24 protein-coding genes are annotated in these 25,637 nt (G+C 42.8%); all 24 read right to left on the bottom strand.

Annotation, left to right across the window (positions count from 1 at the left end):
- Window positions 1-41 precede the first annotated feature (41 nt).
- Entirely contained in the window at window positions 42-974 is a 933-nt protein-coding gene (spoIIGA, locus tag AR334_RS22415) for a sigma-E processing peptidase SpoIIGA (RefSeq protein WP_367576370.1), read from the bottom strand.
- Between the two features lie 212 nt (window positions 975-1,186).
- Complete coding sequence (gene ftsZ, locus AR334_RS22410) at window positions 1,187-2,341, bottom strand: cell division protein FtsZ (RefSeq protein ID WP_066318239.1); 1,155 nt, start codon at window positions 2,339-2,341, stop codon at window positions 1,187-1,189.
- A gap of 42 nt (window positions 2,342-2,383) precedes the next feature.
- Window positions 2,384-3,679, bottom strand: a complete 1,296-nt coding sequence (ftsA, locus tag AR334_RS22405) for a cell division protein FtsA (protein ID WP_066318221.1) — start codon at window positions 3,677-3,679, stop codon at window positions 2,384-2,386.
- 128 nt (window positions 3,680-3,807) lie between these two features.
- Entirely contained in the window at window positions 3,808-4,170 is a 363-nt protein-coding gene (locus AR334_RS22400) for a small basic family protein (protein WP_066318218.1), read from the bottom strand.
- On the bottom strand, window positions 4,170-4,901 hold the full coding sequence (locus tag AR334_RS22395) for a DUF881 domain-containing protein (protein WP_066318207.1): 732 nt from the start codon (window positions 4,899-4,901) through the stop codon (window positions 4,170-4,172). The genes AR334_RS22400 and AR334_RS22395 overlap by 1 nt, the downstream gene beginning before the upstream one ends.
- A 36-nt stretch (window positions 4,902-4,937) precedes the next feature.
- Window positions 4,938-5,651, bottom strand: a complete 714-nt coding sequence (locus AR334_RS22390) for a DUF881 domain-containing protein (protein ID WP_253701340.1) — start codon at window positions 5,649-5,651, stop codon at window positions 4,938-4,940.
- Window positions 5,626-6,417: a cell division protein FtsQ/DivIB gene (locus AR334_RS22385; protein ID WP_066318205.1), complete on the bottom strand. Its 792-nt coding sequence runs from the start codon at window positions 6,415-6,417 to the stop codon at window positions 5,626-5,628. Before AR334_RS22385 ends, AR334_RS22390 begins: the two co-directional genes overlap by 26 nt.
- A 242-nt stretch (window positions 6,418-6,659) precedes the next feature.
- The gene (gene murB, locus AR334_RS22380) at window positions 6,660-7,568 is read right to left on the bottom strand and encodes a UDP-N-acetylmuramate dehydrogenase (protein ID WP_066318203.1); all 909 of its coding nucleotides are present in this window, start codon (window positions 7,566-7,568) and stop codon (window positions 6,660-6,662) included.
- Between the two features lie 68 nt (window positions 7,569-7,636).
- Window positions 7,637-8,734: an undecaprenyldiphospho-muramoylpentapeptide beta-N-acetylglucosaminyltransferase gene (murG, locus tag AR334_RS22375; RefSeq protein ID WP_066318201.1), complete on the bottom strand. Its 1,098-nt coding sequence runs from the start codon at window positions 8,732-8,734 to the stop codon at window positions 7,637-7,639.
- Window positions 8,735-8,891: 157 nt separating this feature from the next.
- The gene (gene spoVE, locus AR334_RS22370; RefSeq protein WP_066318191.1) at window positions 8,892-9,992 is read right to left on the bottom strand and encodes a stage V sporulation protein E; all 1,101 of its coding nucleotides are present in this window, start codon (window positions 9,990-9,992) and stop codon (window positions 8,892-8,894) included.
- Window positions 9,993-10,068: 76 nt separating this feature from the next.
- On the bottom strand, window positions 10,069-11,421 hold the full coding sequence (gene murD, locus AR334_RS22365; RefSeq protein ID WP_066318190.1) for a UDP-N-acetylmuramoyl-L-alanine--D-glutamate ligase: 1,353 nt from the start codon (window positions 11,419-11,421) through the stop codon (window positions 10,069-10,071).
- Window positions 11,422-12,396, bottom strand: coding sequence for a phospho-N-acetylmuramoyl-pentapeptide-transferase (gene mraY / locus AR334_RS22360; RefSeq protein WP_066318188.1), 975 nt, complete (start codon window positions 12,394-12,396; stop codon window positions 11,422-11,424).
- A 3-nt stretch (window positions 12,397-12,399) separates the two neighbouring features.
- Window positions 12,400-12,849, bottom strand: coding sequence for a hypothetical protein (locus AR334_RS22355; RefSeq protein WP_066318179.1), 450 nt, complete (start codon window positions 12,847-12,849; stop codon window positions 12,400-12,402).
- 2 nt (window positions 12,850-12,851) lie between these two features.
- Entirely contained in the window at window positions 12,852-14,312 is a 1,461-nt protein-coding gene (locus tag AR334_RS22350; RefSeq protein WP_066318172.1) for a UDP-N-acetylmuramoyl-L-alanyl-D-glutamate--2,6-diaminopimelate ligase, read from the bottom strand.
- A gap of 176 nt (window positions 14,313-14,488) precedes the next feature.
- On the bottom strand, window positions 14,489-16,408 hold the full coding sequence (locus AR334_RS22345) for a stage V sporulation protein D (protein WP_066318169.1): 1,920 nt from the start codon (window positions 16,406-16,408) through the stop codon (window positions 14,489-14,491).
- 108 nt (window positions 16,409-16,516) lie between these two features.
- Complete coding sequence (locus AR334_RS22340) at window positions 16,517-18,754, bottom strand: penicillin-binding protein (protein ID WP_066318159.1); 2,238 nt, start codon at window positions 18,752-18,754, stop codon at window positions 16,517-16,519.
- A complete protein-coding gene (gene ftsL, locus AR334_RS22335; protein ID WP_066318156.1) occupies window positions 18,751-19,110 on the bottom strand; it encodes a cell division protein FtsL in 360 nt (119 codons plus the stop codon). The genes AR334_RS22340 and ftsL overlap by 4 nt, the downstream gene beginning before the upstream one ends.
- 32 nt (window positions 19,111-19,142) lie before the next feature.
- Window positions 19,143-20,075 carry a 16S rRNA (cytosine(1402)-N(4))-methyltransferase RsmH gene (gene rsmH, locus AR334_RS22330; protein WP_066318154.1) on the bottom strand — a complete coding sequence of 311 codons (933 nt, stop codon included), beginning with the start codon at window positions 20,073-20,075 and terminating at the stop codon, window positions 19,143-19,145.
- A 68-nt stretch (window positions 20,076-20,143) separates the two neighbouring features.
- On the bottom strand, window positions 20,144-20,575 hold the full coding sequence (mraZ, locus tag AR334_RS22325; protein WP_066318151.1) for a division/cell wall cluster transcriptional repressor MraZ: 432 nt from the start codon (window positions 20,573-20,575) through the stop codon (window positions 20,144-20,146).
- 157 nt (window positions 20,576-20,732) lie between these two features.
- Entirely contained in the window at window positions 20,733-22,367 is a 1,635-nt protein-coding gene (gene bshC / locus AR334_RS22320; RefSeq protein ID WP_066318142.1) for a bacillithiol biosynthesis cysteine-adding enzyme BshC, read from the bottom strand.
- Window positions 22,368-22,455: 88 nt separating this feature from the next.
- A complete protein-coding gene (locus AR334_RS22315) occupies window positions 22,456-22,848 on the bottom strand; it encodes a DUF3397 domain-containing protein (RefSeq protein ID WP_066318140.1) in 393 nt (130 codons plus the stop codon).
- Complete coding sequence (locus tag AR334_RS22310) at window positions 22,845-23,750, bottom strand: 2-dehydropantoate 2-reductase (RefSeq protein WP_066318138.1); 906 nt, start codon at window positions 23,748-23,750, stop codon at window positions 22,845-22,847. Before AR334_RS22310 ends, AR334_RS22315 begins: the two co-directional genes overlap by 4 nt.
- Window positions 23,751-23,869: 119 nt before the next feature.
- Entirely contained in the window at window positions 23,870-25,411 is a 1,542-nt protein-coding gene (locus AR334_RS22305; protein WP_066318136.1) for an acyl-CoA carboxylase subunit beta, read from the bottom strand.
- Window positions 25,412-25,422: 11 nt separating this feature from the next.
- Window positions 25,423-25,635 (bottom strand): biotin/lipoyl-containing protein, encoded by a 213-nt coding sequence (locus AR334_RS22300; protein ID WP_066318127.1) that lies wholly within the window; start codon window positions 25,633-25,635, stop codon window positions 25,423-25,425.
- Window positions 25,636-25,637 lie beyond the last annotated feature (2 nt).

The raw sequence follows: 25,637 nt of genomic DNA, 5'->3' as shown, positions 1-25,637 counted from the left end.
ATTCCTCCTTCTAAAAATATGTTTTTCTGAGTATAGTATTATTAACTTACCTTCACGGTGCCGCTGTCTTGCTTTGGTCCTGTTAGCATCTTCGGATGGACAATGCACTGAAAGACATCATCAGCCGAGAGTTCCTGCATGGTAAATGATACAAGTCCCTTATCAAATAGATGCAGGCTGCCATTATGCTCAATATGGATGCTGTCAGGCTTAATAGCAGTAATGAGCTGGGAACCTTGGCCTACCACCCTATAAGGTACAATTCTCATCCGATTTTGCCAGGTTTCAGGATATTTATCTGTGCCGATGGAAAGCGGGTCAGGATTCGCGGCTAATTGTTGAATGGGTTCGGAAAAAGATTCGAATTGTTTATTAACGGATATGAACATGACAGGTTGTTTTGATAACGGGTCATACAGCTGATTACCGCTGTCGATTAGCCCCTTTAGATTTAATGTTTCATTGTCTATTTTTACTACTACGCTCACAATCTGATCATATTGGATTTTAGTCATTTCCATTGACTCAATATTTTTTCTTGAAAAATGCCAAGCGACCGGAAATCCGATTAGAACAAACAGCCAGCTGATCGGATCACCAAATCCCATCACACTTGTCTGAAGGACTTCCATCGTTAATTCGGGATCATACTGAATGAAAAAATGAACCCCCATTAATGACCCGCCAATTAAAAAAGTAGAGACATAAAATGTCATTAATGCTTTTATAAAAAACGAAAATCGTTTATAACCAAAAGCGATTAATACCATCATGACGGAGAATAACAGTTTTGAGATCGGATGACCGGAAATGGCATTTATAGGCGTGAAGGTTAGTAAAATAATCAATGAACCGATCAATCCCCCGGTAAAAATTCTCCACCAACGGACCCTCCTCTTCAGAATAATCGCTGTTAAATAAAGGAGAAGACTATCAAAGAGCAGATTAAGCGCCCAAATCACATCCAAATACACAACCAAGAAAGCATCCTCCTTTATCAAGGCTGTTTCTATTATTCTGTTTACAGAAAAGTATAACGTACTTGCATGGCGGAAGTGTGTCACTTTCTGTAATCAAAAAATCAGAAATTTTCCCTATTTACATAGGATTTTGTCAGAAAAATTTTTCTAAAATAAGAAAGGTACAGCCATCAGCTGGCTGTACCCTTTTTATGTCATTATGAAGTTTAACGTCTTCTATTACGATTTCTCAAGAAGGTTGGGATATCCAATGTATCTTCTTGGAATGTGTTGTTCGTGCGTACAGGCTCTTGTTGTGGTGCCTGCTGCTGTTGTTGCGGTTCTTCACGTTTGTGTTCTCTCTTGACAACGCCAGCCTGAGGCTTAACTTGTCCGAAAGTCGGGCGTGTTGGCTTTTGCTGAATCACTTCTTCCTTAAAGCCGGTCGCAATGACGGTTACGACAATTTCATCCTTAAGATTTTCATTGATAACTGAACCGAAAATCATATTTACTTCCTGGTCTGAAGCAGAAGCAACGATATCGGCAGCCTCTTGTACCTCGTAAAGGCTTAAGTTTGTGCCACCGGTAATATTCATTAACACACCTTGTGCGCCATCAATGGAAGTTTCAAGTAGCGGTGAACTGATCGCTTTTTTGGCAGCTTCTGTTGCACGGTTTTCGCCAGACGAAACACCAATCCCCATTAAAGCGGAACCTTTATTGGACATAATCGTCTTAACATCGGCAAAGTCAAGGTTGATTAATCCAGGTACCGCAATTAAATCGGAAATACCTGAAACACCCTGACGGAGAACATTGTCCGCTTCGCGGAATGCTTCAAGCATCGGTGTGCTCTTGTCGACTATTTCAAGCAAACGGTCATTCGGAATAACAATTAACGTGTCTACTGCTTCCTTCATGGATGAGATTCCGCCAGCAGCCTGTGTTGCGCGTTTCTTCCCTTCAAACGTGAACGGTCGGGTTACAACACCAACTGTCAATGCCCCAAGATCACGGGCGATTTGAGCAATGACTGGTGCAGCACCAGTACCTGTACCGCCGCCCATTCCGGCCGTTACAAACACCATATCAGCTCCGCGTAATGCTTCTTCAATTTGCTCTTTACTCTCTTCGGCGGCTTTTTTGCCCACCTCGGGGTTGGCACCTGCACCTAGACCGCGGGTTAACTTTGACCCAATCTGCATTTTGACCTCTGCCTTTGACAGGTTTAATGCTTGGGCGTCGGTATTAACAGCAATGAATTCTACACCTTGAACACCGTGCTCGATCATTCGGTTTACCGCATTGTTACCGCCACCGCCGACTCCAATTACCTTTATTGTGGCAAGAGAATCTAAATTTGTATCAAACTCTAACATGAAAAATCCTCCTAATTCGTCGATATTCCTTTTCGATTCAAGCTATTCGAAAAAGTATCCAAGGAATTTTTTTACCTTTGATGACATTTTTTCATCTGGATGCTTTTCCACTTTTGTTTTAGGCTGGTGCTGCTTTGGCGCCCTCTTTTCAACTGGCTCGGAAACAGATGCATTTGAGCTGGATGTGCTGCCTGGCAATCTAGCATTCTTGTATGCATATTTAATCAAACCGACCGCAGTTGTATATTGAGGTTCTCTAACTCCAATATAGTCGGGACGGGCGATGCGGACCGGATTTTTAAACATATCCTGCGCCAGCTCGAGCAACCCTTGCATATTGGCAGTTCCACCTGTTAACACGAAACCGCCTGGCAGGTCGGTAACGCCTAATCGTTTTAATTCTTTTGCGATTAACTCAAAAATTTCTTCCATTCTCGCTTCAATGATTTCTGAAACATAAAGCTGATTGAATTGCTGATGCTGGTCACTACCAATGATTGGTACGCTAAAATATTCATCTTCTGATGCATGGTCGTAAAACGCATGCCCGTACTTTACTTTAATATTTTCGGCATCCTCAGTTGAGGTGTGCAATACCTTGGAAAGATCGTTTGTAATCAAATCCCCGCCAACAGGAATGACACTCGTAGCCTTCAAATATCCTTCTTCAAATACGGAAATTGTCGTTGATCCCCCACCGATATCAATCAGGGCAACGCCAAGATTCTTTTCATCCTTTGATAAAGCATAATCTCCGGCCGCAAGCGGCTGTAGAATGATGTCGGAGAAATTGAGACCCGCTCGCTCTACACAGCGGATAATATTCGCAAGGACGGAATTGGAGCCAGTTACTAGTGTGCCATCCATTTCCAGACGAACACCAATCATCCCGCGCGGGTCATTGATTTCGTCCTTTCCATCAAGAATGAATTGCCTTTGGATTACCCCCATGTTGACTCTTTCAGGAGGGATTGAACCCGCATAAGCAGCCTCAATTACGCGGATTACATCTTCATTGGTAATCTCGCGGTTTTGGCCGGATACGGCAACAATTCCATGACATGGCTGAAGCATGACATTATGCCCTGGAATCCCGACCACAACTTCGTGAATCTCCATTCCAACCATTCTTTCTGCCTGCTCCACTGCCCTTTTAATGGAATGAACCGTGTCATCCATGTCGACAATCGACCCTTTGCGTAAGCCTTCGGATTCTACATTGCCAACACCTATTATATTTAATGAGCCTTTTCCAGAGTCATTGACCATTTCACCAATGATTACTTTTACACTGGATGTACCGATGTCAAGACTTACATATATTTCATTGCTGTTCATTCTCTGGCACCTCCTTTAACATCCCTTTATGTCGAACAACAAATCATTTTGTTCATTAAATAATAACTTCCCATATTCATATCTTATAAGATTATTCGTCATAACTGAATGATTCCCTTTAAAAATTTTCAACTTTTTTCTAATTTTTCTTTGCTTGTTGACCATTTTGTCAATAATATTCGCCTAATTACAGCAATATTTTGAAATAATCTGACGCCGAACGCGAAAACTGCCGCTAAATACAAGTCTACACCAAGATGGACACCTAGGAAAGCTAAACTTGCAGCAAGTATTATATTAAAAAAGAAACCCGAAACAAATACTTTTTCGTCATAAATATTTTGCAAATAGGCCCGAATTCCTCCAAATAATGTGTCGAGGGCTGCCAAGACAGCAATCGACAAATAATTGGAATATTCCTCAGGAATCCGAATTTCCGTCATTAGACCAAGCATGATTCCAATGATCAATCCTATCACTGGAAGCCACATCAGGAACCGCCCCCTTCTGAAACCGGCTCCATATACCGTACACGAATCGGATTATCATAAGCCGGTATCGTAATAGTAGGGCTCGGCGAAGAAATATTCAGTCTTAAACTCTCCGTAAAAAACTCATCCCTTGATTTTGAAACTTTCATCCGATTATACAATTTTTCAGCTGTGTTTATATCATCCGTAACCACTTTAACCTCGATCGGAAGATCTTTAATCGTGTGGCCGTCTATCTTAGTTTCGTTATTAATATCGCGAATCACCGATGTATTGATCATTCGCTGTCCATCAATCGCAGTATATTTGGCCTCATACCTATTCAATTCGTTCCGTAACCTTTGCAGCAGATCAGGAGAAACCGTTTTTGCCCTTGGGCTCCCTAGTTGGATATCTTCCATTACAGGTTCAATGACGAGCGTTATTCCCGGACCAGTAACCTCTGTCAAACCAGCCTCAACCTTTAATTCCTGAAACGTATCTCTTAAAGCTTGTTCCTTGCTTTGCGAACGCTTAGAGTCGTAGGCTGCCAGTTTTTCATCAATCGGCCGGATTTCCATCAACAGCTTCGATTGCAACTCTTTTTCCTTCAGGAGCGCTTCTCGGAGCTGCCATATATCTCGTGTATCCCGTTCAACCGGTTTTTTGACCGTTTGAAATTGGATCGCAATCATAAAACCCACTATTGCGGCTATCAAGGTAAAACTGATCTTCAATTTTGGCTTGTCCACTTTTTTCACCCAACCTTTTCATCATCTTTGTGGACACTAAGTGTTTCCCAAAATCGGGTTAAAGACCAATGCACTGTCTTTTTCCAATGAAAACACAATATTATCATTTACCAGCTGGTCTTTAACCCCTCCGGTCAAGTTGATCGAGGATGCGAGGACATCTGGGTCACCGATTGCCGTAATCACGAAGGGAGCAGGGTACGGGGTTCCATCTACGGTAATGACTGGACCATTACAGACAATATAAGAATGGCTTGTTAGCCTTTGGCCGTTAATTGCCACAGCAGCCGCCCCGGATATGTACAGTTCATTGACAACTTTAAAGACATGATGTTCATGAACAAGATAATTATTTACATTGTCTTCCTTCGGATCATAGGCACCATCGGAAAGCGTAATCCTTACGCCCTTCCCCTTGACCTTTACCTTCCCCAGGAACATCCGGTATTTTTCCGAATCCTCGGCAAGATTAAGAAAGACCTGGGCTTCTTTGGCCAGTTCCTTTTCACTCTTTTGAACTTTCTCCTGTTTCTTTTTTAATTCCCGCTGGAGTTTTCGATTGATTTCTTCCTGCGCAATTAATTGGTCTCTGAGTGCAATGGTTTTTTCATATTGTTTGTCTGACAGCTTTGGCTTTTCCTCTTTATATTCCATTTGAGTTAGATGATAGGAGAAGGCCATAATAAATCCCAATACCAGGCAGACAAGGGACAAAATAACATGATTACCCTTCACCTTCAGTATTTTCAACTTTTGTTTCCTCCGCTTCCGTTTCAAAAGCCTTAAAATAGGAACCTACTTCAAGGTCGATAATTCCTTTTTTATCGGGATCCAACTGACTGATAATCGAAGGATAGTGGACCATTTTTTCCGAGAACGTCCTTAAAGTGGCACTAACCTCAAAACCATCATTCATAAATAAAGATATATGATATTTGTCAGCCTTTTTTGGAGTATAATGAATTTCCGAAATGGAGTTTACAATCTCATTTGGAAGGACCTCCAAGCCGTCAACCAATTCATTAAGGGCGTCGCCTTTTTCAAAATTGAAGAGGATGGGAGCGTTGGCGGGAATGCCATCACTTTCCTTATCCATTAAAATGTGGCCATTCTCCATCACCGGATAGAACATATTGTCCTTTTTTAGGTAGGCAATTCGTTTATGTTCCTTTACTTGGATTACAACCGAGTTCGGCCATTTCAATTTTACTTCCGCTTTGTTCATTTCGGGCAGCTTTTGTAGCTTAGTAGCTACCGTACTCTTTCTGACTTCCCAGATGTTTGTTTCAGTAGAAAGACCGCTCTGATTGATAATTTCAGCACTGGAGTAAATTTCATTGCCTGTGACCGTAATGTTCTTTACGTGGCTTAGCGGTGATTGCGAATAAACGATTAGAGCAATCATCGTAAAAAATAAGAACATCAGCAATATAAGCCGTCTATTTGCTTTTCGACGTCTTTGCTCCTTTAATTTTGGAATTCGGTCCTCTAGGGCCACGACCTTGCTTTTTTCCATTCAACTTTCCCCCAAATTATAGCGGATGATTTCCGTCCGACTACAATGCCTGTCCCAATTAAAGCGAAAACAACGGCACGAAAAATCATGCCGTCATTCTTTTCTCAAGATTATCTCCACCTGTTAATTATGAGTAATTATAACACAAAATTTGTCATTCGTAAGGGATTTATTGAATGAAGTAACAGGTTTATTTCGGAATAAATTTGCAAAAACATTTTCAAATTAAACAGCAGTCATCTCTATTTCCTGCCGATGATTTCGACTTCCGTTTCCATTTTTACCTGGTATAAACTATAAATCGTATCCTTTACATGCTGGATTAAGGAAAGGACATCCCCAGCGGTTGCGTTACCCGCGTTGACGATGAAATTACCGTGAAGCTCAGAAATCTTTGCTCCTCCAATACTAAAGCCCTTCAGCCCGGCTACCTCAATTAATTTTCCGGCATAATTCGGAAGCGGATTTCGGAAGATGCTGCCTGCACAAGGGTAATTCCACGGCTGCGTATCCTTGCGATAATCTTTATTTTTTTGCATTTGGGCGACAATTGCTTCTCTGTCACCTTCTTTAAGCTGAAACACCGCTTCCACCACAATTCCTGGGCGCTCTTTTTGCAGGATGGAGGTTCTGTAGGAAAAACCCATTTCTTCATTGGACAGCCATTCCATCGTGCCATCCTCAAATAAAATATGGGCTTTTGTCAAGATTTTGCTAATATCTGATCCGTGTGCCCCGGCATTCATATAGACAGCACCGCCGACAGAACCCGGAATCCCACTGGCAAATTCCAGGCCGGATAGCCCTTTCCTGCTTATTAAGGTTGATAGACTAACAAGGCTATAACCGGCGCCGACAAGGATTTCAGTTCCATTTATTTCAAGATGGTTGATGCCCGACCCTAGTTTAACAACAGCGCCTTCGATTCCTTTATCCGACACTAATAGATTAGAGCCCCTGCCGATCGCACGCCAGTTTAACTTATGCTTTTTTATGAACTCCATTGTTGCCATTAAATTTTCAACAGAGCTTGGTTCAATAAAAAGATCTGTAGGTCCGCCAATTTTGATAGTCGTATGATGGGCAAGAAGTTCGTTTCGCTTTACCTTGCCAATATTCATTTTTTCCAGTTCCTGTATTAGTACGTCCATCTGAGATCACCTAACTTTCCAAACATGCGTATAGTTTAGTTTATGCTAAAAATCCAATTGGGCTACCTTCAATTTCCTTTTATAAGGTCAATTATCACGTTGTACAGTCTAGCAGCAGAGTCAGGGACCCCAATTTTCTTTGAATTTGCTTTCATTTCTTTAAGTGTTTCTTTATTTAGCAAAATCCGGTCGATTGCCGTTACAAGTCCATTGCTGGTTAAGTCTTTTTCAAGCATAACCTTGGCTGCGCCGTGCTCACTTAAAGAGTTTGCGTTTTTTTCCTGATGATTGTTTGTCACATATGGACTTGGAATCAAAATGGCAGGAATTCCAAGTGATGTGATTTCGGCAAGTGTGGTTGCCCCTGCCCTTGAGACTACCAAATCCATTCCAGCAAGGACCTCGGGCATATTATGGATAAATGGTTTGATGGCTACATTTTTTGGATTGCCGACAAGCTCCACCTCTTTTTTCACCTCTTCATAGTGGACTTCGCCGGTAATATACAGAACCTGATACGGTTTCCCGGCAAATTCGGGAAGCAATTTGATCACTGTTTCATTAATTGGCCTTGCACCACGGCTGCCGCCAAAAATTAATACAGATGGCATGGTAGTACTGAGCCCAACTGACAACCTTCCTTTAATTCCATCCTGGCCCAAAACCTCGGATGCCCTTGGATTACCAGTAAAAACGACTTTCTCGGGAGGAAAAAACTCCCTGGCCTGCTCAAAACATATGGCTATTTTTTTGACGTACCGGCTAAGGAATTTATTCGTCAACCCTGGGACGCTGTTCTGTTCATGGATAATCGTCGGAATCTTGAGTTTTGCGGCTGCATACACGACAGGCCCACATACATAACCGCCGGTGCCTACGACAATATCAGGTTTAAACTCTTTTAAAATTTTTCTGCTGTCCCTGACCCCTTTGATAAACCTGAGGACTGTTTTTACATTTTCAAACGATAGTTTCCGTCTAAATCCGGTAATATGAATCGATTTAAACGGAATATTTTCCTTTGGGATTATTTTGCTTTCCAAGCCATTCAATGTGCCTATGTATATAACTTTTGCATCCTTATGTCGTTTTTGTATCTCTCTTATAAGTGCGAGTGCCGGATAAATATGTCCGCCGGTCCCCCCGCCACTAACTGCTATCTTCATTTTCTCACCTCTACAATATTGCTAAACACATTCTACTACAAAACCATTCAAAAAAAAGCGAATGAAAAAATAATGTTATCTAAATGTAATCCAATATGCAAGAAATTCCACATCTTTTTGACGCAAAAAGACCCTGTCTAAAGTAACAGGGCAGCGTTTAATACCTGGAATAGCGACTTATATTTAGGAGAACACCAATGGCCATTAGCATTAATGTCAATGAGGAACCCCCGTAACTCAAAAATGGCAAAGTAATGCCGGTTACCGGCATCAAACCCGTGACAACCCCAATATTGATCATTACCTGAATCGCGACCATAGCAATGATTCCGACCGCGAGGAAACTGCCAAATAAATCGGGAGCCCCCAGGGCGATGCGAATTCCCCGCCAAAGCAACAGGGCAAATAATAGAATAATAAATGAACCGCCGATAAATCCCAATTCCTCAGAGAGAATCGCAAAAATAAAATCGGTTTGCGGCTCCGGGAGGTAGAAGAACTTCTGTCTGCTCTCGCCGAGACCAAGTCCGAACAACCCGCCGGGACCGATTGCATACAGCGATTGAATGATTTGAAACCCGCTCCCCAAAGGGTCTGACCAAGGGTCCAAAAAGGATGTAATCCGTTTGATTCGATACGGGGCTGAGGCAATTAGCCCGACAAATCCGGCAATTCCGAGTAGCCCCAGAAACACAAAGTGGCTGATTCGCGCACCAGCGATAAAAATCATGACCACACAGGTGCCCATCATCACGGTTCCCGTCCCTAAATCTGGCTGCAGCATAATCATGGCAAATGCAACAAACGCAAGCCCTAAGGATGGGACTAGTCCCTTTTTAAATGAGGTGATTAGCTTTTGATTGTCAGATAGGAACTTGGCCAGAAAAGCAATCATCGCCAGCTTCATAAATTCTGAAGGCTGGATGGAAAAGGCTCCCACGCCAATCCAACTCCGTGATCCGTTGCGGACGTTGCCGATTCCCGGGATTAACACCAAAATCAATAACACAAAACAAACAATTAAGATGGTTTTAGACCAGGTCCGCCATGTCCAATAGTTGATGTTCATGATAAAAAACATCGCCAGAATGCCGACACCGGCAAATAATGTTTGCCGCTTGGCAAAGAAAAACGAGTCTTCAAATTTATATTCAGCCCATATCGCACTTGCGCTATAAACCATGATTAGACCAACAGTCAGCAGTGTAAATGTTACGATCATTAAAATAAAGTCAGGAGTGGTTCTTTTTGTCGGCACCAGTATACACCTCGGGCTAAAGATTTAGGGCTGAAGGTGACCGCCGCCTGCACAAAAGCGGGACAAGCCTTCCCCCCTACTTAAGCTTATGCACCGCTTCGATAAAAATGTCTCCCCTGACTTCAAAAGTTTTGTATTGATCCCAGCTTGCGCAGGCAGGAGACAATAAAATAACATCACCCGGTTCAGAGAAGCCAAATGCGACAGGTACGGCCTTGTCAACATTATCGACACGCTGATGTTGTTTTATTCCCGCTACCATGCCAACTCTCTCAAGTTTGGCAGCAGTTTGCCCAAAGGTAATCAATGCTTTAACATTCTTTAAATATGGAATCAGCTCATCGAACTCATTCCCGCGGTCAAGCCCGCCAGCCAAAAGTATTACCGGGGCATCAAACGCGGCAAGCGCATTAATCGTCGCCAGCATATTCGTTGCCTTTGAGTCATTATAAAACTTTCTCCCTTTGACATCGGCGACATATTGCAAACGGTGCCTGACACCAGTAAACGTTTTTAATACCTCTTTAATCGCACTGTTATCGACACCTGAAAGTTTTGCCGCTGCCATTGCAGAAAGGATGTTTTCAAGATTATGGCGGCCAGGTAGGGCAATTTTCGCGATTTCCATCACTTGTTCACCGTTAAAGAAAATCCAGCCTTCTTTGAGATAGGCTCCTTCCGTCAGTTCCCTTGTTGTTGAAAACGGAATGATTTTTGCCAGAGATCCTCGGGCGATATCCATTGTATCCTCTTGGTCCGCATTAACAATTAAGTATTCCCGCTCTGATTGATTCTTCGTAATATTAGCTTTTGCCGCTTTGTATTCTTCCCTCGTCCCATGATAGTCCAAATGCGCATCATAGAGGTTTGTAATAATCGCAATTTTTGGATTGAACGTTTCAATTCCCATCAGCTGGAAGGATGATAATTCAATGACAATCGTATTGTCAGCTGTTGCCTCCTGGGCAACGCCAGAAGCTACCGTACCGATATTCCCGGCAATTAATGGCTGCTTGCCCCCAGCATTTAACATTTCATAAACAAGCGTTGTAGTTGTAGTTTTTCCGTTGGTCCCGGTAATTCCGACAAATGGAGCCTCAGAAATTTGCCCTGCCAGCTCCACCTCGGTTATGACCGGTATTTGGCGCTCGATAGCAGCTTCAATGATCGGGTTGTTATAAGGTATTCCGGGATTTTTAACGATGAGCTCAAAACCTTCATCCAGAAGTTCGACCGGATGTTCGCCGCAAATGACCTTGATTCCGTGTTCCAAAAGCCCTTGTGCCTCAGGATTTTCCGAGAACGGCTTTTTGTCATTAACCGTTACAAACGCTCCAAGCCTATGTAGAAGAGAAGCCGCGGTAACGCCGCTTTTGGCCAATCCGAGAACGAGTATTTTTTTATGACAGTAAGAATTAATCTGCTTCAATTACAACCACACCTCTATATAGATTCCAAGAACTGCAAACAGTAAGCCAACACTCCAAAAAGTAACAACTACCCGCCATTCGGACCAGCCAATAAGTTCATAATGATGATGTAATGGGCTCATTCTAAAAATCCGTTTTCCGGTTGTTTTAAATGAGGCAACCTGAAGAATGACAGACAGGGTTTCAATTACAAACACACCGCCAATAAGAAGCAGCAGCACTTCAAGCTTGGTCATAATTGAAATGGCCGCGATTGCTCCCCCTAAGGCCAACGATCCGGTATCTCCCATAAACACCTTTGCTGGATGAGCATTAAACACAAGAAACCCGAGCACTGCCCCGACAATCGCTACCGAAAAGATGGCTATTTCCATTTGCGATTGATTCCAGGCTAGGACAGCAAATGCCCCAAAGGCTATCGCAGCGATACCTGACACGAGACCGTCCAGTCCATCAGTCAGATTTACGGCATTAGAAAAGCCGACCAGCCAAAACACAATGAAAATAACAAAAAACCATCCCAGATCAATTGTCTTGTCAGTAAGCGGGATTCCAATCTCTGTAGAAAAATCGTTTTGTTTATAAACCAAATAAAAAATAACGGAAATAATAATTTGTCCAAGCAGTTTTTGTCTGGATGTTAACCCAAGGTTCCGCTTTAGTGCCACTTTGATAAAATCATCCAAAAAGCCAAGCAGACCAAATCCAAGCGTCACCAATAACAGCAAATAAGTTTTTACGGTCGGTTCAGAAAATTTACCGGTCATGACAATCGTGGTTATGACGATTGAAAATAAAATCATAATTCCACCCATCGTCGGGGTTCCTGATTTCTTTTGATGGGATTTGGGACCTTCCTCACGAATGCTTTGTCCAAATTTCAATCTTCGTAAGAAGGGAATAAAAACTGGAGAGAGCAATACTGATATTAGAAATGCCATGATGATTGTGAAAAATATAACTTGCTCAAGCATATATTATCCCCTCCCTTCGCGATTGTGATCTTGCTTTTCAATTAGTTGTTTAAGCATTACAGCAATATCATATGTTTTATGATTTTTATTAAGAAGTTTTTTATTTGAAATTTTAAAGTTTGTCATTTCCATAATACAATCTGTTTCTCCATTTAGTTTTTCATTGTAGTGCTGAATAATTCGGATGAGCGCCTCGAGAGGGTCATCTGAAAAAAATACCGGAAAATGATTAGGAGTATACCGAGGCAGTTGTTCGCCTTTAGTCCAAATAGCTGCTACAGCTCCATTGGCTATTGCACCGGACAGCTCTCCAGACTCCTCTCCAAGCGGCACAAATAATCCTCGAGGCTGGATTTCATCTGCCTGGTCGGTTACCGTATAAAATTCCATCTCGACGGTAACCCCCTGCTTTTCCGAAAATAAATGTGCAACATCGTTAAAGCTTAAAAGCATGATTATCTCTCCTTAATTGCTTCCTTCGCAATCAGCCGGTCATCAAAATCATGAACGACACTGCCAATGATTTGGTATGTTTCATGACCTTTCCCGGCAATTAGGATGACATCATCGGTCGAAGCCTGACGAATCGCATGATGGATGGCTTCCCTGCGGTCCGGGATGACCTTATACGCTTCGCCCTTAACCCCAGCTTCCATTTCCGAGAGGATGGCCAACGGGTCTTCACTTCTCGGGTTATCGGAAGTGAAAATTGGATCTGTTCCATATTGACAGGCAATTTGCGCCATTAACGGCCGTTTCGTGCGATCGCGGTCCCCGCCGCAGCCGACAATGACAAAAATTCTTTTTTGGGCAAAATGCTGAATGGTCTTTAACACATTTTCAAGACTATCCGGGGTATGGGCATAATCGACAATGACAGTAAAATCCTGACCGGCGCGAACAAGTTCAACTCTACCTGAAACTCCTGGGAGAGTTTCCAGTGACTGAATGATATCGGTTATCTTGATTCCCGAGACGATCGATGCCGCAATCGCCGCCAGGGTGTTATAAACACTGAATTTCCCGATAAATTGAATTTGTACCGGATGCTGTTTCTGCCCAATAACGAGATCAAATTGCGTACCAGATGCAGTCATCCTGATATTTTTTGCCATGATATCGGCTGGCGAATCAATCCCATATGTGACGACGAGTGCGGCCGTCGACCGTTTAAACATTTCTGTGGAATGGTCATCTGCATTTAAAACGGCAAACTTGGGATGATTATGGTTAAATGTATTGCCTAGCTGAGCAAACAACAAGCTTTTTGCACGCCGGTACTCATCCATTGTTTTATGGTAATCAAGGTGATCTTGTGTCAGATTGCTAAACACCGCCACATCAAAATCACAGCCATGCACCCTGCCCAAATCAAGAGCATGGGACGATACCTCCATCACACACGTATCAACACCTTCATCTGCCATTTGCCGAAACGTCTTTTGTAATGTTAGGCTTTCAGGCGTGGTATTTTTCGTTTCAATGGTCTGAGCTGCAATTTTGGTATACATCGTACCAATCAGTCCTGTTTGATGGCCAGAATCCGAAAATATTTTTTCAATCATATGGCTCGTTGTCGTTTTTCCATTTGTTCCGGTAATACCGATTAAATGCAGCTTTCTAGTTGGCTGCCCGTAAAAAGCATCCGCAAGTACCGCCATTGCTCTCGCAGTGTCGTTGACGACAATTACTGGTACATCGAGCGGGAGCATTCGTTCTGCCAATATCGCAACAGCGCCGTTTTGGACAGCGGAATCTGCAAAATCATGGCCGTCCACCGTATAGCCTTTTATACAAATAAATAAGCTCCCTGGCCCAACCTTACGATTATCATTTTCGATCGAGGTTATGTCCGGGTCCGCTCCCTCATAAGGGGTTAATAGATGCAAATGTTCAATCAGCTTTTGTAGCTTCATGGTAATCTCAATCCTCTCAGTTGACCATACATCTTTTTGCCGGAATCGCTTGCTGAAACCCTTCCGGCAGAAGTCCCACCTTATTTTACATGAAAATAGATTTTTTTGCTATTTTGTTATGGACATTTGTAAAAGAAACTCGCCAATTTTGGCGAGCCTCTGTGTTGTTCATTGGGTTAATCTCCGCTCCCAAAATAAAGTCTGATTTTTGAACCTTCCTTCACCTTGGTTCCCGGTGCCGGTGACTGCCTTACAACTACATTCCCTTCCCCGCTCGCATCGATTCTTAAATTGAACATTTGCTCATGAAGTTCCGTTTTTGTCATGCCGACAAAGTCAGGCAGTACAATCGGCGGTGTATCCGGCCATTTAATTTTTTTGTCAATTTGTTCTTTTCTTGGTTCTATGCCCATGGCGCTCAAGCCATCCTTCATAATATTGCCCACGATCGGCGCACTTACAGTACCCCCGAAGGCAGTTACACCTTTTGGATTATCGACCGCGACATAAACAACAATCTGCGGGTCATCTGCTGGTGCAAAACCAATGAATGAAACGATGAAGTTATTCTCCAAATAGCGGCCGCCTTCGGCTTTTTGCGCCGTTCCGGTTTTCCCGCCGACTCGGAAACCCTCCACAAACGCCCTGCCTCCTGTCCCTTGAGCAACGACGCTTTCCAATGCATGGCGGATTTCTTCTGAAGTTTCCTCAGAAACGACTCTTCTCTTCTCCTCCGGGGTATTTCGCATAACGACCTCTTTTGTTATGGGGTCAATTAACTCCTTGGCTATATATGGTTTGTATAAGATTCCGCCGTTTACAGCGGCAGATACGGCAGCAACCTGCTGGATGGGCGTTACCGATACGCCCTGTCCAAATGCGGTTGTCGCCTGTTCAACCGGTCCGACCCGATTCATATTAAACAGGATTCCTGTTCCTTCTCCCTGAAGGTCGATCCCCGTTTTTTGGCCAAACCCAAAATCCTTTATATACTTAAAAAGCTTCTCCTTGCCAAGCCGTTCCCCTAATTCAACAAAGCCGGGGTTACAGGAGTTTTGGACCACTTCAAGGAAGGATTGGCTCCCGTGACCGCCGCGTTTCCAGCATTTTAAGCGGGCTCCTGCCACCTGAACTGAACCTGAATCATGAAAATGCTCTTTTTCCAAATCCACTTTTCCTTCGTTCAATGCAGCTGCCAAGGTGATAATTTTGAACGTGGATCCTGGCTCATACGTCATCCACACCGGGAGATTTCGGTTATAAACCTCTTGCGGGACATTGCGGAAATTGGCCGGATCAAATGTAGGACGACTCGACATCGCCAATATTTCCCCGTTATTCGGGTTCATCGCGATGGCGATAATCCCGTCCGGATTATATTTTGCTTCGGCAATATCCAACTCCCGTTCGACGATCGTCTGGATTTTTGTATCAATAGTCAATTTCAAATCCAAGCCTTTAACAGGGTGCTCATAATCATCGGCCATATCATTCATTCGTTCGCCCTTGGCATTGGCATAAAATTTAACTGAGCCGCGTTCTCCGTTCAGTTCTTTGTCATAATACTTTTCCAAGCCCATTAATCCTTGGTTGTCCACTCCGGCAAACCCAAGTACATGTGAAAGATAGCTGTTAAAGGGATAGTGCCTTTTTGAATCTTCTCCGATATAAACCCCCTCAAGACCCAGTGCCCTTATTTCCTTGGCCTTTTCGTGAGAGATTTTCCTGCCTTCCTTAATACGAACAATCCGCTCTTTTTGGGTAATGTCGCGGTATGCTTTTTCCTTGGGCATATTCAGCACACTCGCCAATTTTTCCGCAGTGGCTGCGGGATCCTTTATTTGTCTTGGAACGACCCAGACTGTCGGCGCACTAATATTGGTGGCTAATGCAACTCCATTCCGGTCGACGATTTCCCCGCGCTCTGGTTCAAATGGTATATTTCGGCTCCAAGAATCCTTGGCTCGATCGGTCAGCATGTCACCCAGGACAAACTGTACATAGCCAAGCCGAACATCAATAATTAAGAAAATAAGTATTCCGACGACTAGTGCAACTAATAAGCGTTTACGGACCGTAACATTGGATACGCGCATATTTTGTGACAAGCCTCCTTTATATCATCATTTATTAATATGCTTGTACCAGTCCGAATAGAACGTTTCCCGATTATGCAAAAAAGAGACCGAGTTCGGTCTCTTTTTTTAATCCTGTACCACTTCATCTTCATTTTTTTCCCCTTCGGTATTTCCCACTTGTTCCTGCGCGGTTGCTTCAGCGTCCCACTGCTCCTCGGGGGTTTTCATATCTACAATCAGGAAATCCCCTTTATTTAACAGTGCTTTAGGTTTTATATTTTGCTGGACGACATAACCCTTGCCCTTTGCATTCAGTTTTAATTGTGCAATATTGGAAACCTTCATGACATCCCGGAGCGACCAGCCTGTCATGTCCGGTGCGGTCAGTTCGCCGTTTGTTTTCAAGATGACCTTTTCTCCCTCCAACAGATTGGTACCGGCCTTGGGTACCTGCCCCGTCACTTCAGTACCATTTCCAAGCACAACTGCTTCAATTCCCTTGTCCGTTAAGGTTTTTACAGCTTCAGTAACGTTCAGCCCTGTCAATTTATCCAATTTATTGATAGACGTTTTTTGAACCACTGATGGTTGAATATTTAAGTAGTGGAGGCTGTTTTTCATAATCGGATTAAAAATTGCCGATACTGGGATGGCGCCAATGTTGGTATCTGCCCCTTCAAGCTCTGGCTGCTGGACAGCCACATAGACAATCAGCTTGGGGTCATCCGCTGGGGCCATGCCTAAAAATGAATAGAGATAATTGTTAACACCCTTTAAATATCCTCCAGGTCCCGGAATATTGGCAGTACCCGTTTTTCCGGCAACACTGTAGCCCTCAATTTGATAACGGCCTCCGGTTCCTTTTGGTGCGGTCACAACTGTTTCCAGATAATCACGTACAGTTTTCGCGGTTTCGGCTGATATAGGCTGAGACACAACCTCAACTCCCGTCTCCTTTACCGTTTCACCTGTATCATGATTGACAATTTTTTTGACAACATGCGGCCTCACCATTTTTCCATCATTGGCAATAGCGGTAGCGGCCTGGATTTGTTGAATTGGTGTAATCGCAGTCCCTTGTCCATAAGCGGTGGTGATTTTTTCAATTGGATAGGTGTAGCGGATTTTCCCGCTTGTTTCGTCAGGCAATTCAATCCCTGTTGGTTTATCGAAACCAAACTTACTCAAATATTCTCTAAATTTCTCAAAGCCCAACTTTTCATTAGCGATTTTTGCAAAGGCAACATTTGAAGACCGCTGTACCCCTTCGAGATAAGTAATTGGTCCCCAACCGTAGCCATTATGGTCATGAATGGCCTGACTTCTCTCCGTTACCCGATAAGAACCTGATTGATACACTTCATCCGGATTAAAGACGCCCTCCTGGACAGCAGCGGCAAGCGTAAATATTTTCATCGTCGAACCCGGTTCAAAAGACGTTTCTATCGCTTCATTATGCCAACTATCCTTGATTCCCTGCTTTGAAGACGGATGAAAGCTCGGTCGCTGGCCCATCGCCAAAATATCACCCGTTTTCGGATCGGCGACAATCGCAATGATTTTTTTTGGTTTATACTGAGCGGCAGCCTTGTCCATTGCATCTTCCAAAAAGGTTTGAATTTTTTTATCGATTGTTAAATAGATATCGTCCCCATTACGGGCTGGGGTAACCTTCTCTTTTCCGTCAGGAAGAATATACCCCCATAAGTCACTTTCATAATTGATTTTCCCATTCTTCCCGGTCAATTCCTCATTAAACGCTTTTTCTATCCCCATTTTTCCTTCGGTTTTATAGGTACTGTTCTCCTGTTCAATCCGGTCCGCATATCCCACCACATGGGAGGCGAATATTCCGTTCGGATAAAACCGTTTTGCATCGCGGGTAAAGACAATTCCAGGCAATTTTAAACTCTCGATTTTTTTCTTCGTTTCATGAGTAATATCTCTGCCGGCTTTGCCGAATTCCACCTGAAACCTTCCCTTTTTTGTTAGAATGCTATAAATCTCGGATTCGTCCATTTTAATATACTTAGCAAGTTCCCTGGCCGTTTTTTCCGGATCCTTAACATGCCTCGGTTTCTTCTTGTCGGTTGTCATACTTTTATCAAGGATGGCAACCAGCTTGTAGGCTGCTGTATCCTCCGCAACCACTTCACCGTTCCGGTCCAAAATATTACCCCTGGCAGCCTGCAGGGTTCCTTCCCGGCTGTATTTTTGCTGGGCCTTCGCTGCAAGCGGCTCCCCCACGACTTCACCACTAATCTGGATGGAAAAATACCTGACCAACAATACAAAAAAGAGCAGGCCGAATATTACAAACAATATCGCTGCTCCTGCATTCATATATGGCTGTTTCTTGTTCATTTCTCCTGCACAACCTTGACGTTATTTTCGTTTAAAACAAGACCCATCTGTTTTGCTTTTTCATATATTCGCTCATACGTGCTTAGTTCACTGACCTGAACTTTCAAATCGCTATTAACCTTTTTCTGTTCCTTAACCTGCGCTTCAATGGCTTGAATTTCCTGGTTAACTTCATAGATTTTGGCTTGATTTGAGATGAGGTGCACAGCACCAAAACAAATAATTCCAGCGAAAGCAACACCTATTATTTTTTCTCCTGGAGTCAGCCAGGATTTCTTAATCTTTACTTCTCTCCCCTGATGGACTGTTTGTTCAACCCGCTGCTGCTGACCCAAACTCCTGGCAAGATTACTCATTCTTTCCCCTCCGAATAATTTTTATATTTGTTCTATAATTTTTCTGCAATCCTTAGCTTTGCAGAACGTGCACGATTATTTTGTTCTACCTCTCCTTCGGAAGGAAGAATAGGTTTCCGGGTAATAATTTTGATTACCGGCTTGTACTCATCTGGGATCACTGGCAACGCGCGCGGCAGATTTGGTGTTTCTCCCGCTTTTTTGAAGGTTGCCTTACAAATACGATCCTCTAGCGAATGAAAAGTAATGCAGCTGATTCTTCCGCCCGGATTTAACAGGTCAATTGCCTGATGAAGTGATTTTTCAAATACGGACAATTCATCATTAACCGCAATGCGGATCGCCTGAAAAATTCTTTTGGCTGGATGTCCGCCTTTTCGCCTTGCAGGTGCCGGAATGGCCTCCTTAATTAATTCAACCAATTCCGCCGTAGTTTCTATTGGCTGTTTCATTCGGGCCGCCTCAATTTTCCTGGCAATTTGTTTCGAAAATTTCTCCTCGCCATAGTGAAAAAAGATACGGACCAAGTCTTCATATGACCAATGATTAATCACATCGTATGCTGAAATCTCGGCATCCTGATCCATCCTCATGTCCAATGGTGCATCATGATGGTAGCTAAAGCCTCTTTCGGGAGTATCCAGCTGCGGTGAGGATACGCCGAGGTCATACAAGACGCCATCCACCCTTTCAACTCCGAGGTTTCCAAGTTCTTCCTTCAAATATAGAAAATTGCTTTTAATAATGGTTAAACGGTCCCCATATTGGGCCAATTTCTCCCGGGCGTTGGTGATGGCTATTTCGTCCTGGTCAAATGCATATAATTTTCCAGTTTGTCCAAGCTTTGAAAGAATCACCGAACTATGTCCGGCCCCTCCCAATGTACAATCGACGTAAACCCCATCCTGCTTAATGTTCAATCCGTCAACAGCTTCCTGTAATAACACAGTTGTATGTTCAAACATGTCGTACCACCTTTTCCAATCGATCGAAAAATAATTATTGCAAAAAATATATTAATATAACTTGTCCATTATATATCAAAGCCAATCATATTTTCCGCAATTTCTGCAAAAGAATCTTCAGACTGTAAGAAATAGTCTTCCCAAATCTGTTTGCTCCAAATTTCAATTCGATTGGAAACACCCAAGATTACGCATTCTTTTTCCAGCTTTGCATATTGCAAAAGTGGTGCAGGGATATTAATTCTTCCTTGTTTATCAAGCTCGCTCTCAGTTGCTCCGGAAAAGAAGAATCTTGTAAAGGCGCGGGCATCTTTTTTGGTCAGCGGCAAGCCTTTTAATTTTTCTTCAATCAGCTGCCATTCTGATAACGGGTAACCAAATAAACATTGATCCAAACCCCTAGTGATGATAAACATCTCGCCAAGATCATCACGGAATTTGGAGGGCACAATGATTCGGCCTTTACTATCAATGCTATGATGGTATTCACCCATGAACATACCCACTACCCCCACTTTCTATTAAAAATGTACCACAATCCCCCACTTTCCACCACCTATTTTTTAACTATTCGTCTTTAAATCTTTAAAATCCTTTTTTCTTATTAAATTTTTGCAAAAAAAAAAAGAAAAACTTCACTGCATGAGTGAAGTTCTCCTAAAGTTTGATTACCTTGTGACGGCCATCAAATTCAAAATTTAATGTCATGATGTCATTGATGAAATTTAATCCACATTGATTTAAATAATAAAATACATTCCACACACGTTCCTGTGGGGAACCCACTGGTCTGAGGGAAAGGTCGACACGGGCGTACTTATTTAATACGACATCGTGCTTTTGCCTAATGGATTCCTGGAACTTCGTTTGCATGAAGTCTATTTCCTTTAAAATATTCTTCTCATTTTTCTTTACTAGCGGAACAAGCCCTTTATCGAGCCCATCTGTTTTTGCTTCAATCGTCCGGTATTGAGCCATGAGCAACTCCTTTACCTGATGAAATAATGCTTCAAACTCTTTATCTCTAATACTGTCGAGAAATTGCTTTTTTTCCTGTTCAGTCCCTCTCTGCAAGACATCCGCAAGATTTAGCCCCAATTCAGTTAAGTCTGTTTCAACAGACCTGTCTAGGAAGGTAATATTTAACCGTGGAACAATCGGCGGCATCTTCATGTGAAAATGTTCAAACACAAGCTTTAATTCGGCCCAATAAGCAATTTCTCCCGGACCGGCAATAAAGGCAAGGGTTGGGAAAAGCCATTCTTGCATTAGTGGTCTTGTCACCACATTATTGCTTAATTTTTCAGGATTAGCGGCGGAAATCTCCAGCAATTCTTGTTTTAAAAAGGCTACCCTGCCACTTTTCCCCACAAACTGGTCAGTTTTTTGGTCAAATTCTAGCAGAATTCGTTCATTGTGCTTTTGGTCATAATAAAACAAGTTTGCCGCTTGTTCGGACCCCTCAATTGTAATGGGGAAGCCATTATGTTCAATTTCCTTTTGTTGCTCATGAAGCGAAAACGTTATTGCCTCATGATTAACAATTTGAGCTGCAAAAAATTCCTTCTGCAGAAGCCGAAACCGCTGATTCCCTGAATCCACTACTAATAATCCATGGTCTTTAAACAGTTCCATAATAATATGAGCAAAGAAATCAACAAAAGTAGTCGACTTATTGACCTGCTTTCTGGCAAATTCCAACAGATCATTAGTATGCTCAGTTTCCCCGAAATTCTCAAGCAGATTCTCGACCCAAGTAATGCAAGCCACAGTATCAAGCCGGATATCCGATACCATTTTCTTTTGAACAACCTTCTTAGGATAAGCCCATTTATCCATCTTTCCATCCACAGGGACAAATACATGATTTACTTCATGAAAATCATGATCTTCCCCGGCAATCCAAAAAACAGGGACTACAGGGACTCCAAGCTGTTTCTCCTTTTGCCCAGCCAATTTAATGATTGAAATGACTTTATGGATGGAATAAAGTGGTCCGGTTAGGATACCGGCCTGCTGCCCGCCAATGACGACAACGCTATCCGGCTGTCTTAGTTTAGCCAGTGAAGCCTTGATGGCTTCAGAAGCGGGAAAAGGCTCCATAAAGCTCTCAATATGGTCAGCAACCTGCATGCGGGGAAAACTTCTATTTTTTAATTCTTCAAGCCTTGCTTTATCTTCATTGGAATCATTAAAATGATAATGAAAAAATGACATGACTTCTGCCGACTGCCGCAAATAATTTGATGCGAAACGATTGGTTGCCGGCAAAGAGAGATTTACCATCTCCATTTATGTACTTCCTTTCTCGTTACCCGAATTCATTCCCTTGAAGTATACCATTCATCCTTCAATTCTAAAAAAACTTTGCTTTAGAATTTTACGATAACGTAAATGTTAAAGCGCCGTGAATCAAACCATATATTGTTAATCCAATATATACAAGGGAAAATAACAAAAAATTAAACCTCCAAAATCCTTTCATCACCTTTTTCAAATTAATATCCTGCTTTACTTTCCAATGGACAATGACAAAAACCATTGCCGTCAAAATCAATATTAGTATTATTAACCAAAAAAGCGAATTTCCCCAGATTGTTTTTAATAAAAAATGCACGGAAAAGATAAAAAATACTGTAGAATAATCAAGGGCATAATGGACGGACCTCCGGGTGTTTTTCGTCACTAATTTGCCTATAATGAACACGGCAAGAAAACCAGCAAAAGGCATGATAAAAAGAAACGCCAGTATGTTTGAAACGATCGTGCTCAAGACTCTTTTCCCCTCTCATCCAGTTCCTTCCCCTTTATAAGGCAATATAGGCAGGTAAGCAATGGCGCCACCTTTTGCTGTTCCTTTGCTTTATCGAGCAAATATCCCAAAATCGCATCCACTTCCGTCAATCTCCCAGCTTCAATGTCTTTCAACATCGAAGAACGATTTTCAGCCGTCTGCTGGCAAACTTCAATCACTTGCTCCAGATACCCCTCCATAGGGTCAAGGTTGAGGATGGAGGAGATTTCTGCAAACAGAGTGTTCACTGCCTGGAAATAAAAGCTGTTTTCAACCAGGGAACCATTTTTTACGCCTAGTATGGCGGTTAAAGGATTGATGACTGCATTGACGATCAGTTTTTTCACGAGCATTTGGTAATACTGATCCTGCAGCAGTACTGGAAAATCTTTTGGTGATGATGCAATGAACTTATTCAATAGGGCGGAATCCCCATGAAACACCGCAACATTCGTATTGCCCACACCATTATGCCTGACTGTATATAAATTTTCTCTTAAAGCGCCATGCTCGACTGTTCCGACAAATACATTTTTTGTCTTTAAGGATTGGAGTAACTTCAAATGCCCCATGCCATTTTGTAAAAATAATAGACTCTCCGGTGGCGGTAAATTGTTAATCATTTTAATAATGGCAGGCAGCTGATATTGTTTTACAGTAATAATGGTTATCTCTTCAGCACCGATCCACTTGGTAAATGGGACAGCATGAACAAAGGCTGTGCCCGTTTGTTCAGAATCTTTAAGTACCAATATTCCGTTTTGATTTATTTTGTTTGCCTGCTCCGTTGTTCTGGTGTAAAGCGTTACTTCAAAGCTCTTGGCCAGACTAGCCGCAAACAACAACCCGATCGATCCCGCCCCAATAATGCCGACCTTCATCGTGATCCCTTCTTTTTGTCGTCTTTACCCGTAATTTTATCAAAAATGGGACTGCTCGTAAGCAGGTAAATCGAAAAAAATCCCTTATCGCTAAAAAACGACAAGGGTTTCACCAAAATTCAGACAGGATATACCGGATGCTTTCGTACGCTGAATTGCAATTCTTTTGTTTCATAATAAGCGAAGCGTTCAATTAAAACTTGACGTAATTCAGACGGAGCGACAATTTCATCGATTATCATTTCTGAAGCCAGTTTATAGATGTCGATGCTCTCCTTATATTCCTTCTGCTTTTCCTGGACAAACCTAATGCGCTCTTTTGGGTCGGATATTTCGTTAATCTTGTTGGAGTAAACCGCATTAACAGCTGCTTCAGGACCCATAACTGCAATTTGTGCCGTTGGCAGGGCAATACAGCAATCCGGTTCAAACGCAGGGCCCGCCATTGCGTACAGCCCGGCGCCATATGCCTTGCGGACAATAACTGAGATTTTCGGCACTGTTGCCGAACTCATCGCCGCTATTAATTTTGCCCCATGGCGAATAATTCCCGCCCGTTCCACTTTCGTGCCAATCATAAAACCCGGAACATCAGCAAGGAATAATAACGGGATATGGAATGCATCGCAAAGCTGGATGAATTTCGCCGCCTTATCAGCTGAATCGACAAACAATACCCCACCTTTTACCTTCGGCTGATTGGCGATGATGCCAACTGCTCTTCCATCGATTCTGGCTAAACCGGTAATCAACTCAGGAGCAAATAATTTTTTTATTTCATAAAAACTAGCATCGTCTGCCAATCTATCAATGCACTCATACATATCGAATGGCGCATTTTGGTTTTCCGGGATAATTGCCTCAAGGTCCCGGCCCTCTTTTGCCGGAATCCCTTCTATTAGCTTTGACTGCTCTTTAAAGCTTGCCGGGAAATAACTGATATATTTTTTGGCCGATGCAATCGCCTCTTCCTCGCTAAAGGCCAAAACATCGCCGCAGCCGCTGACCGTACAATGCATCCGTGCTCCGCCCATTTCCTCCAAGCTCACCTTTTCTCCGATTACTTTTTCGGCCATCCGCGGCGAACCCAAATACATGGAAGCATTCTTATCGACCATGATGACGATATCGCAAAAGGCAGGTATATAGGCGCCACCCGCTGCCGAAGGGCCGAATAAAATGCAGACCTGGGGAATCATACCGGAAAGCTTCACTTGATTATAAAAAATCCTACCTGCCCCCCGGCGGTTCGGGAACATCTCCAATTGGTCGGTGATTCTAGCCCCCGCCGAATCAACAAGATACAATAACGGTACCTTCAGTTTTTCAGCCGTTTCTTGAATGCGGATGATTTTTTCCACTGTCCTGGCGCCCCAAGAGCCTGCCTTTATGGTAGAATCATTGGCCATGACACAAACGGTTTGGCCGTTTATTTTTCCAATCGTTGTAACGACGCCATCTGCAGGTAAATCCCTGGCTGAAAAATTGGCAAACTTACCGTCTTCCTCATATTTGCCATCATCAAACAGTAACGATAGACGGTCCCGGACAAAAAGCTTTTTTTGCTCTTTCGCCTTTTCATGGTATTTTGGGTGCCCGCCCGACTCAATTTGTTTCCTATATTCATTTAATTGATCATTCAAAGTATTTGTTGTAGCCATGTTGGTCCCCCTTAAACTAGCACAATCAGGACATCGCCCTCATTGACGAAATCACCAATGTTTGCTTTTACTTCCTTTACAACTCCCTCAATGCCACTTTCGATTGGAATTTCCATTTTCATCGATTCGAGCATCAATACTTCCTGCCCTGAGTGGATTTGATCTCCTGCCGCTACGAAAACGTTTAATACAGTTCCTGCCATCGATGCTGTAATCTCTTTCATTA

This window comes from Bacillus sp. FJAT-29814 (assembly GCF_001510715.1).
In the GTDB taxonomy this organism is placed as follows: Bacteria; Bacillota; Bacilli; order Bacillales; family Cytobacillaceae; genus Neobacillus.
This window is presented reverse-complemented; position numbering and strand designations above follow the sequence as displayed.

What these genes read in the sequence shown, in the direction of transcription:
- AR334_RS22345 (WP_066318169.1), bottom strand. Translation starts at nt 16,408, where the DNA reads ATGCGCGTATCCAATGTTACGGTCCGTAAACGCTTATTAGTTGCACTA.
- murG (WP_066318201.1), bottom strand. Translation starts at nt 8,734, where the DNA reads ATGAAGATAGCAGTTAGTGGCGGGGGGACCGGCGGACATATTTATCCG.
- mraY (WP_066318188.1), bottom strand. Translation starts at nt 12,396, where the DNA reads ATGCTTGAGCAAGTTATATTTTTCACAATCATCATGGCATTTCTAATA.
- bshC (WP_066318142.1), bottom strand. Translation starts at nt 22,367, where the DNA reads ATGGAGATGGTAAATCTCTCTTTGCCGGCAACCAATCGTTTCGCATCA.
- AR334_RS22300 (WP_066318127.1), bottom strand. Translation starts at nt 25,635, where the DNA reads ATGAAAGAGATTACAGCATCGATGGCAGGAACTGTATTAAACGTTTTC.
- murB (WP_066318203.1), bottom strand. Translation starts at nt 7,568, where the DNA reads ATGGACGTACTAATACAGGAACTGGAAAAAATGAATATTGGCAAGGTA.
- ftsA (WP_066318221.1), bottom strand. Translation starts at nt 3,679, where the DNA reads ATGAACAGCAATGAAATATATGTAAGTCTTGACATCGGTACATCCAGT.
- AR334_RS22350 (WP_066318172.1), bottom strand. Translation starts at nt 14,312, where the DNA reads ATGAAGCTACAAAAGCTGATTGAACATTTGCATCTATTAACCCCTTAT.
- ftsZ (WP_066318239.1), bottom strand. Translation starts at nt 2,341, where the DNA reads ATGTTAGAGTTTGATACAAATTTAGATTCTCTTGCCACAATAAAGGTA.
- mraZ (WP_066318151.1), bottom strand. Translation starts at nt 20,575, where the DNA reads ATGTTCATGGGTGAATACCATCATAGCATTGATAGTAAAGGCCGAATC.
- AR334_RS22385 (WP_066318205.1), bottom strand. Translation starts at nt 6,417, where the DNA reads ATGGAAAAAAGCAAGGTCGTGGCCCTAGAGGACCGAATTCCAAAATTA.
- AR334_RS22305 (WP_066318136.1), bottom strand. Translation starts at nt 25,411, where the DNA reads ATGGCTACAACAAATACTTTGAATGATCAATTAAATGAATATAGGAAA.
- rsmH (WP_066318154.1), bottom strand. Translation starts at nt 20,075, where the DNA reads ATGTTTGAACATACAACTGTGTTATTACAGGAAGCTGTTGACGGATTG.
- AR334_RS22355 (WP_066318179.1), bottom strand. Translation starts at nt 12,849, where the DNA reads ATGCTTTTAAGCTTTAACGATGTTGCACATTTATTTTCGGAAAAGCAG.
- AR334_RS22340 (WP_066318159.1), bottom strand. Translation starts at nt 18,754, where the DNA reads ATGAACAAGAAACAGCCATATATGAATGCAGGAGCAGCGATATTGTTT.
- ftsL (WP_066318156.1), bottom strand. Translation starts at nt 19,110, where the DNA reads ATGAGTAATCTTGCCAGGAGTTTGGGTCAGCAGCAGCGGGTTGAACAA.
- AR334_RS22310 (WP_066318138.1), bottom strand. Translation starts at nt 23,750, where the DNA reads ATGAAGGTCGGCATTATTGGGGCGGGATCGATCGGGTTGTTGTTTGCG.
- AR334_RS22400 (WP_066318218.1), bottom strand. Translation starts at nt 4,170, where the DNA reads ATGTGGCTTCCAGTGATAGGATTGATCATTGGAATCATGCTTGGTCTA.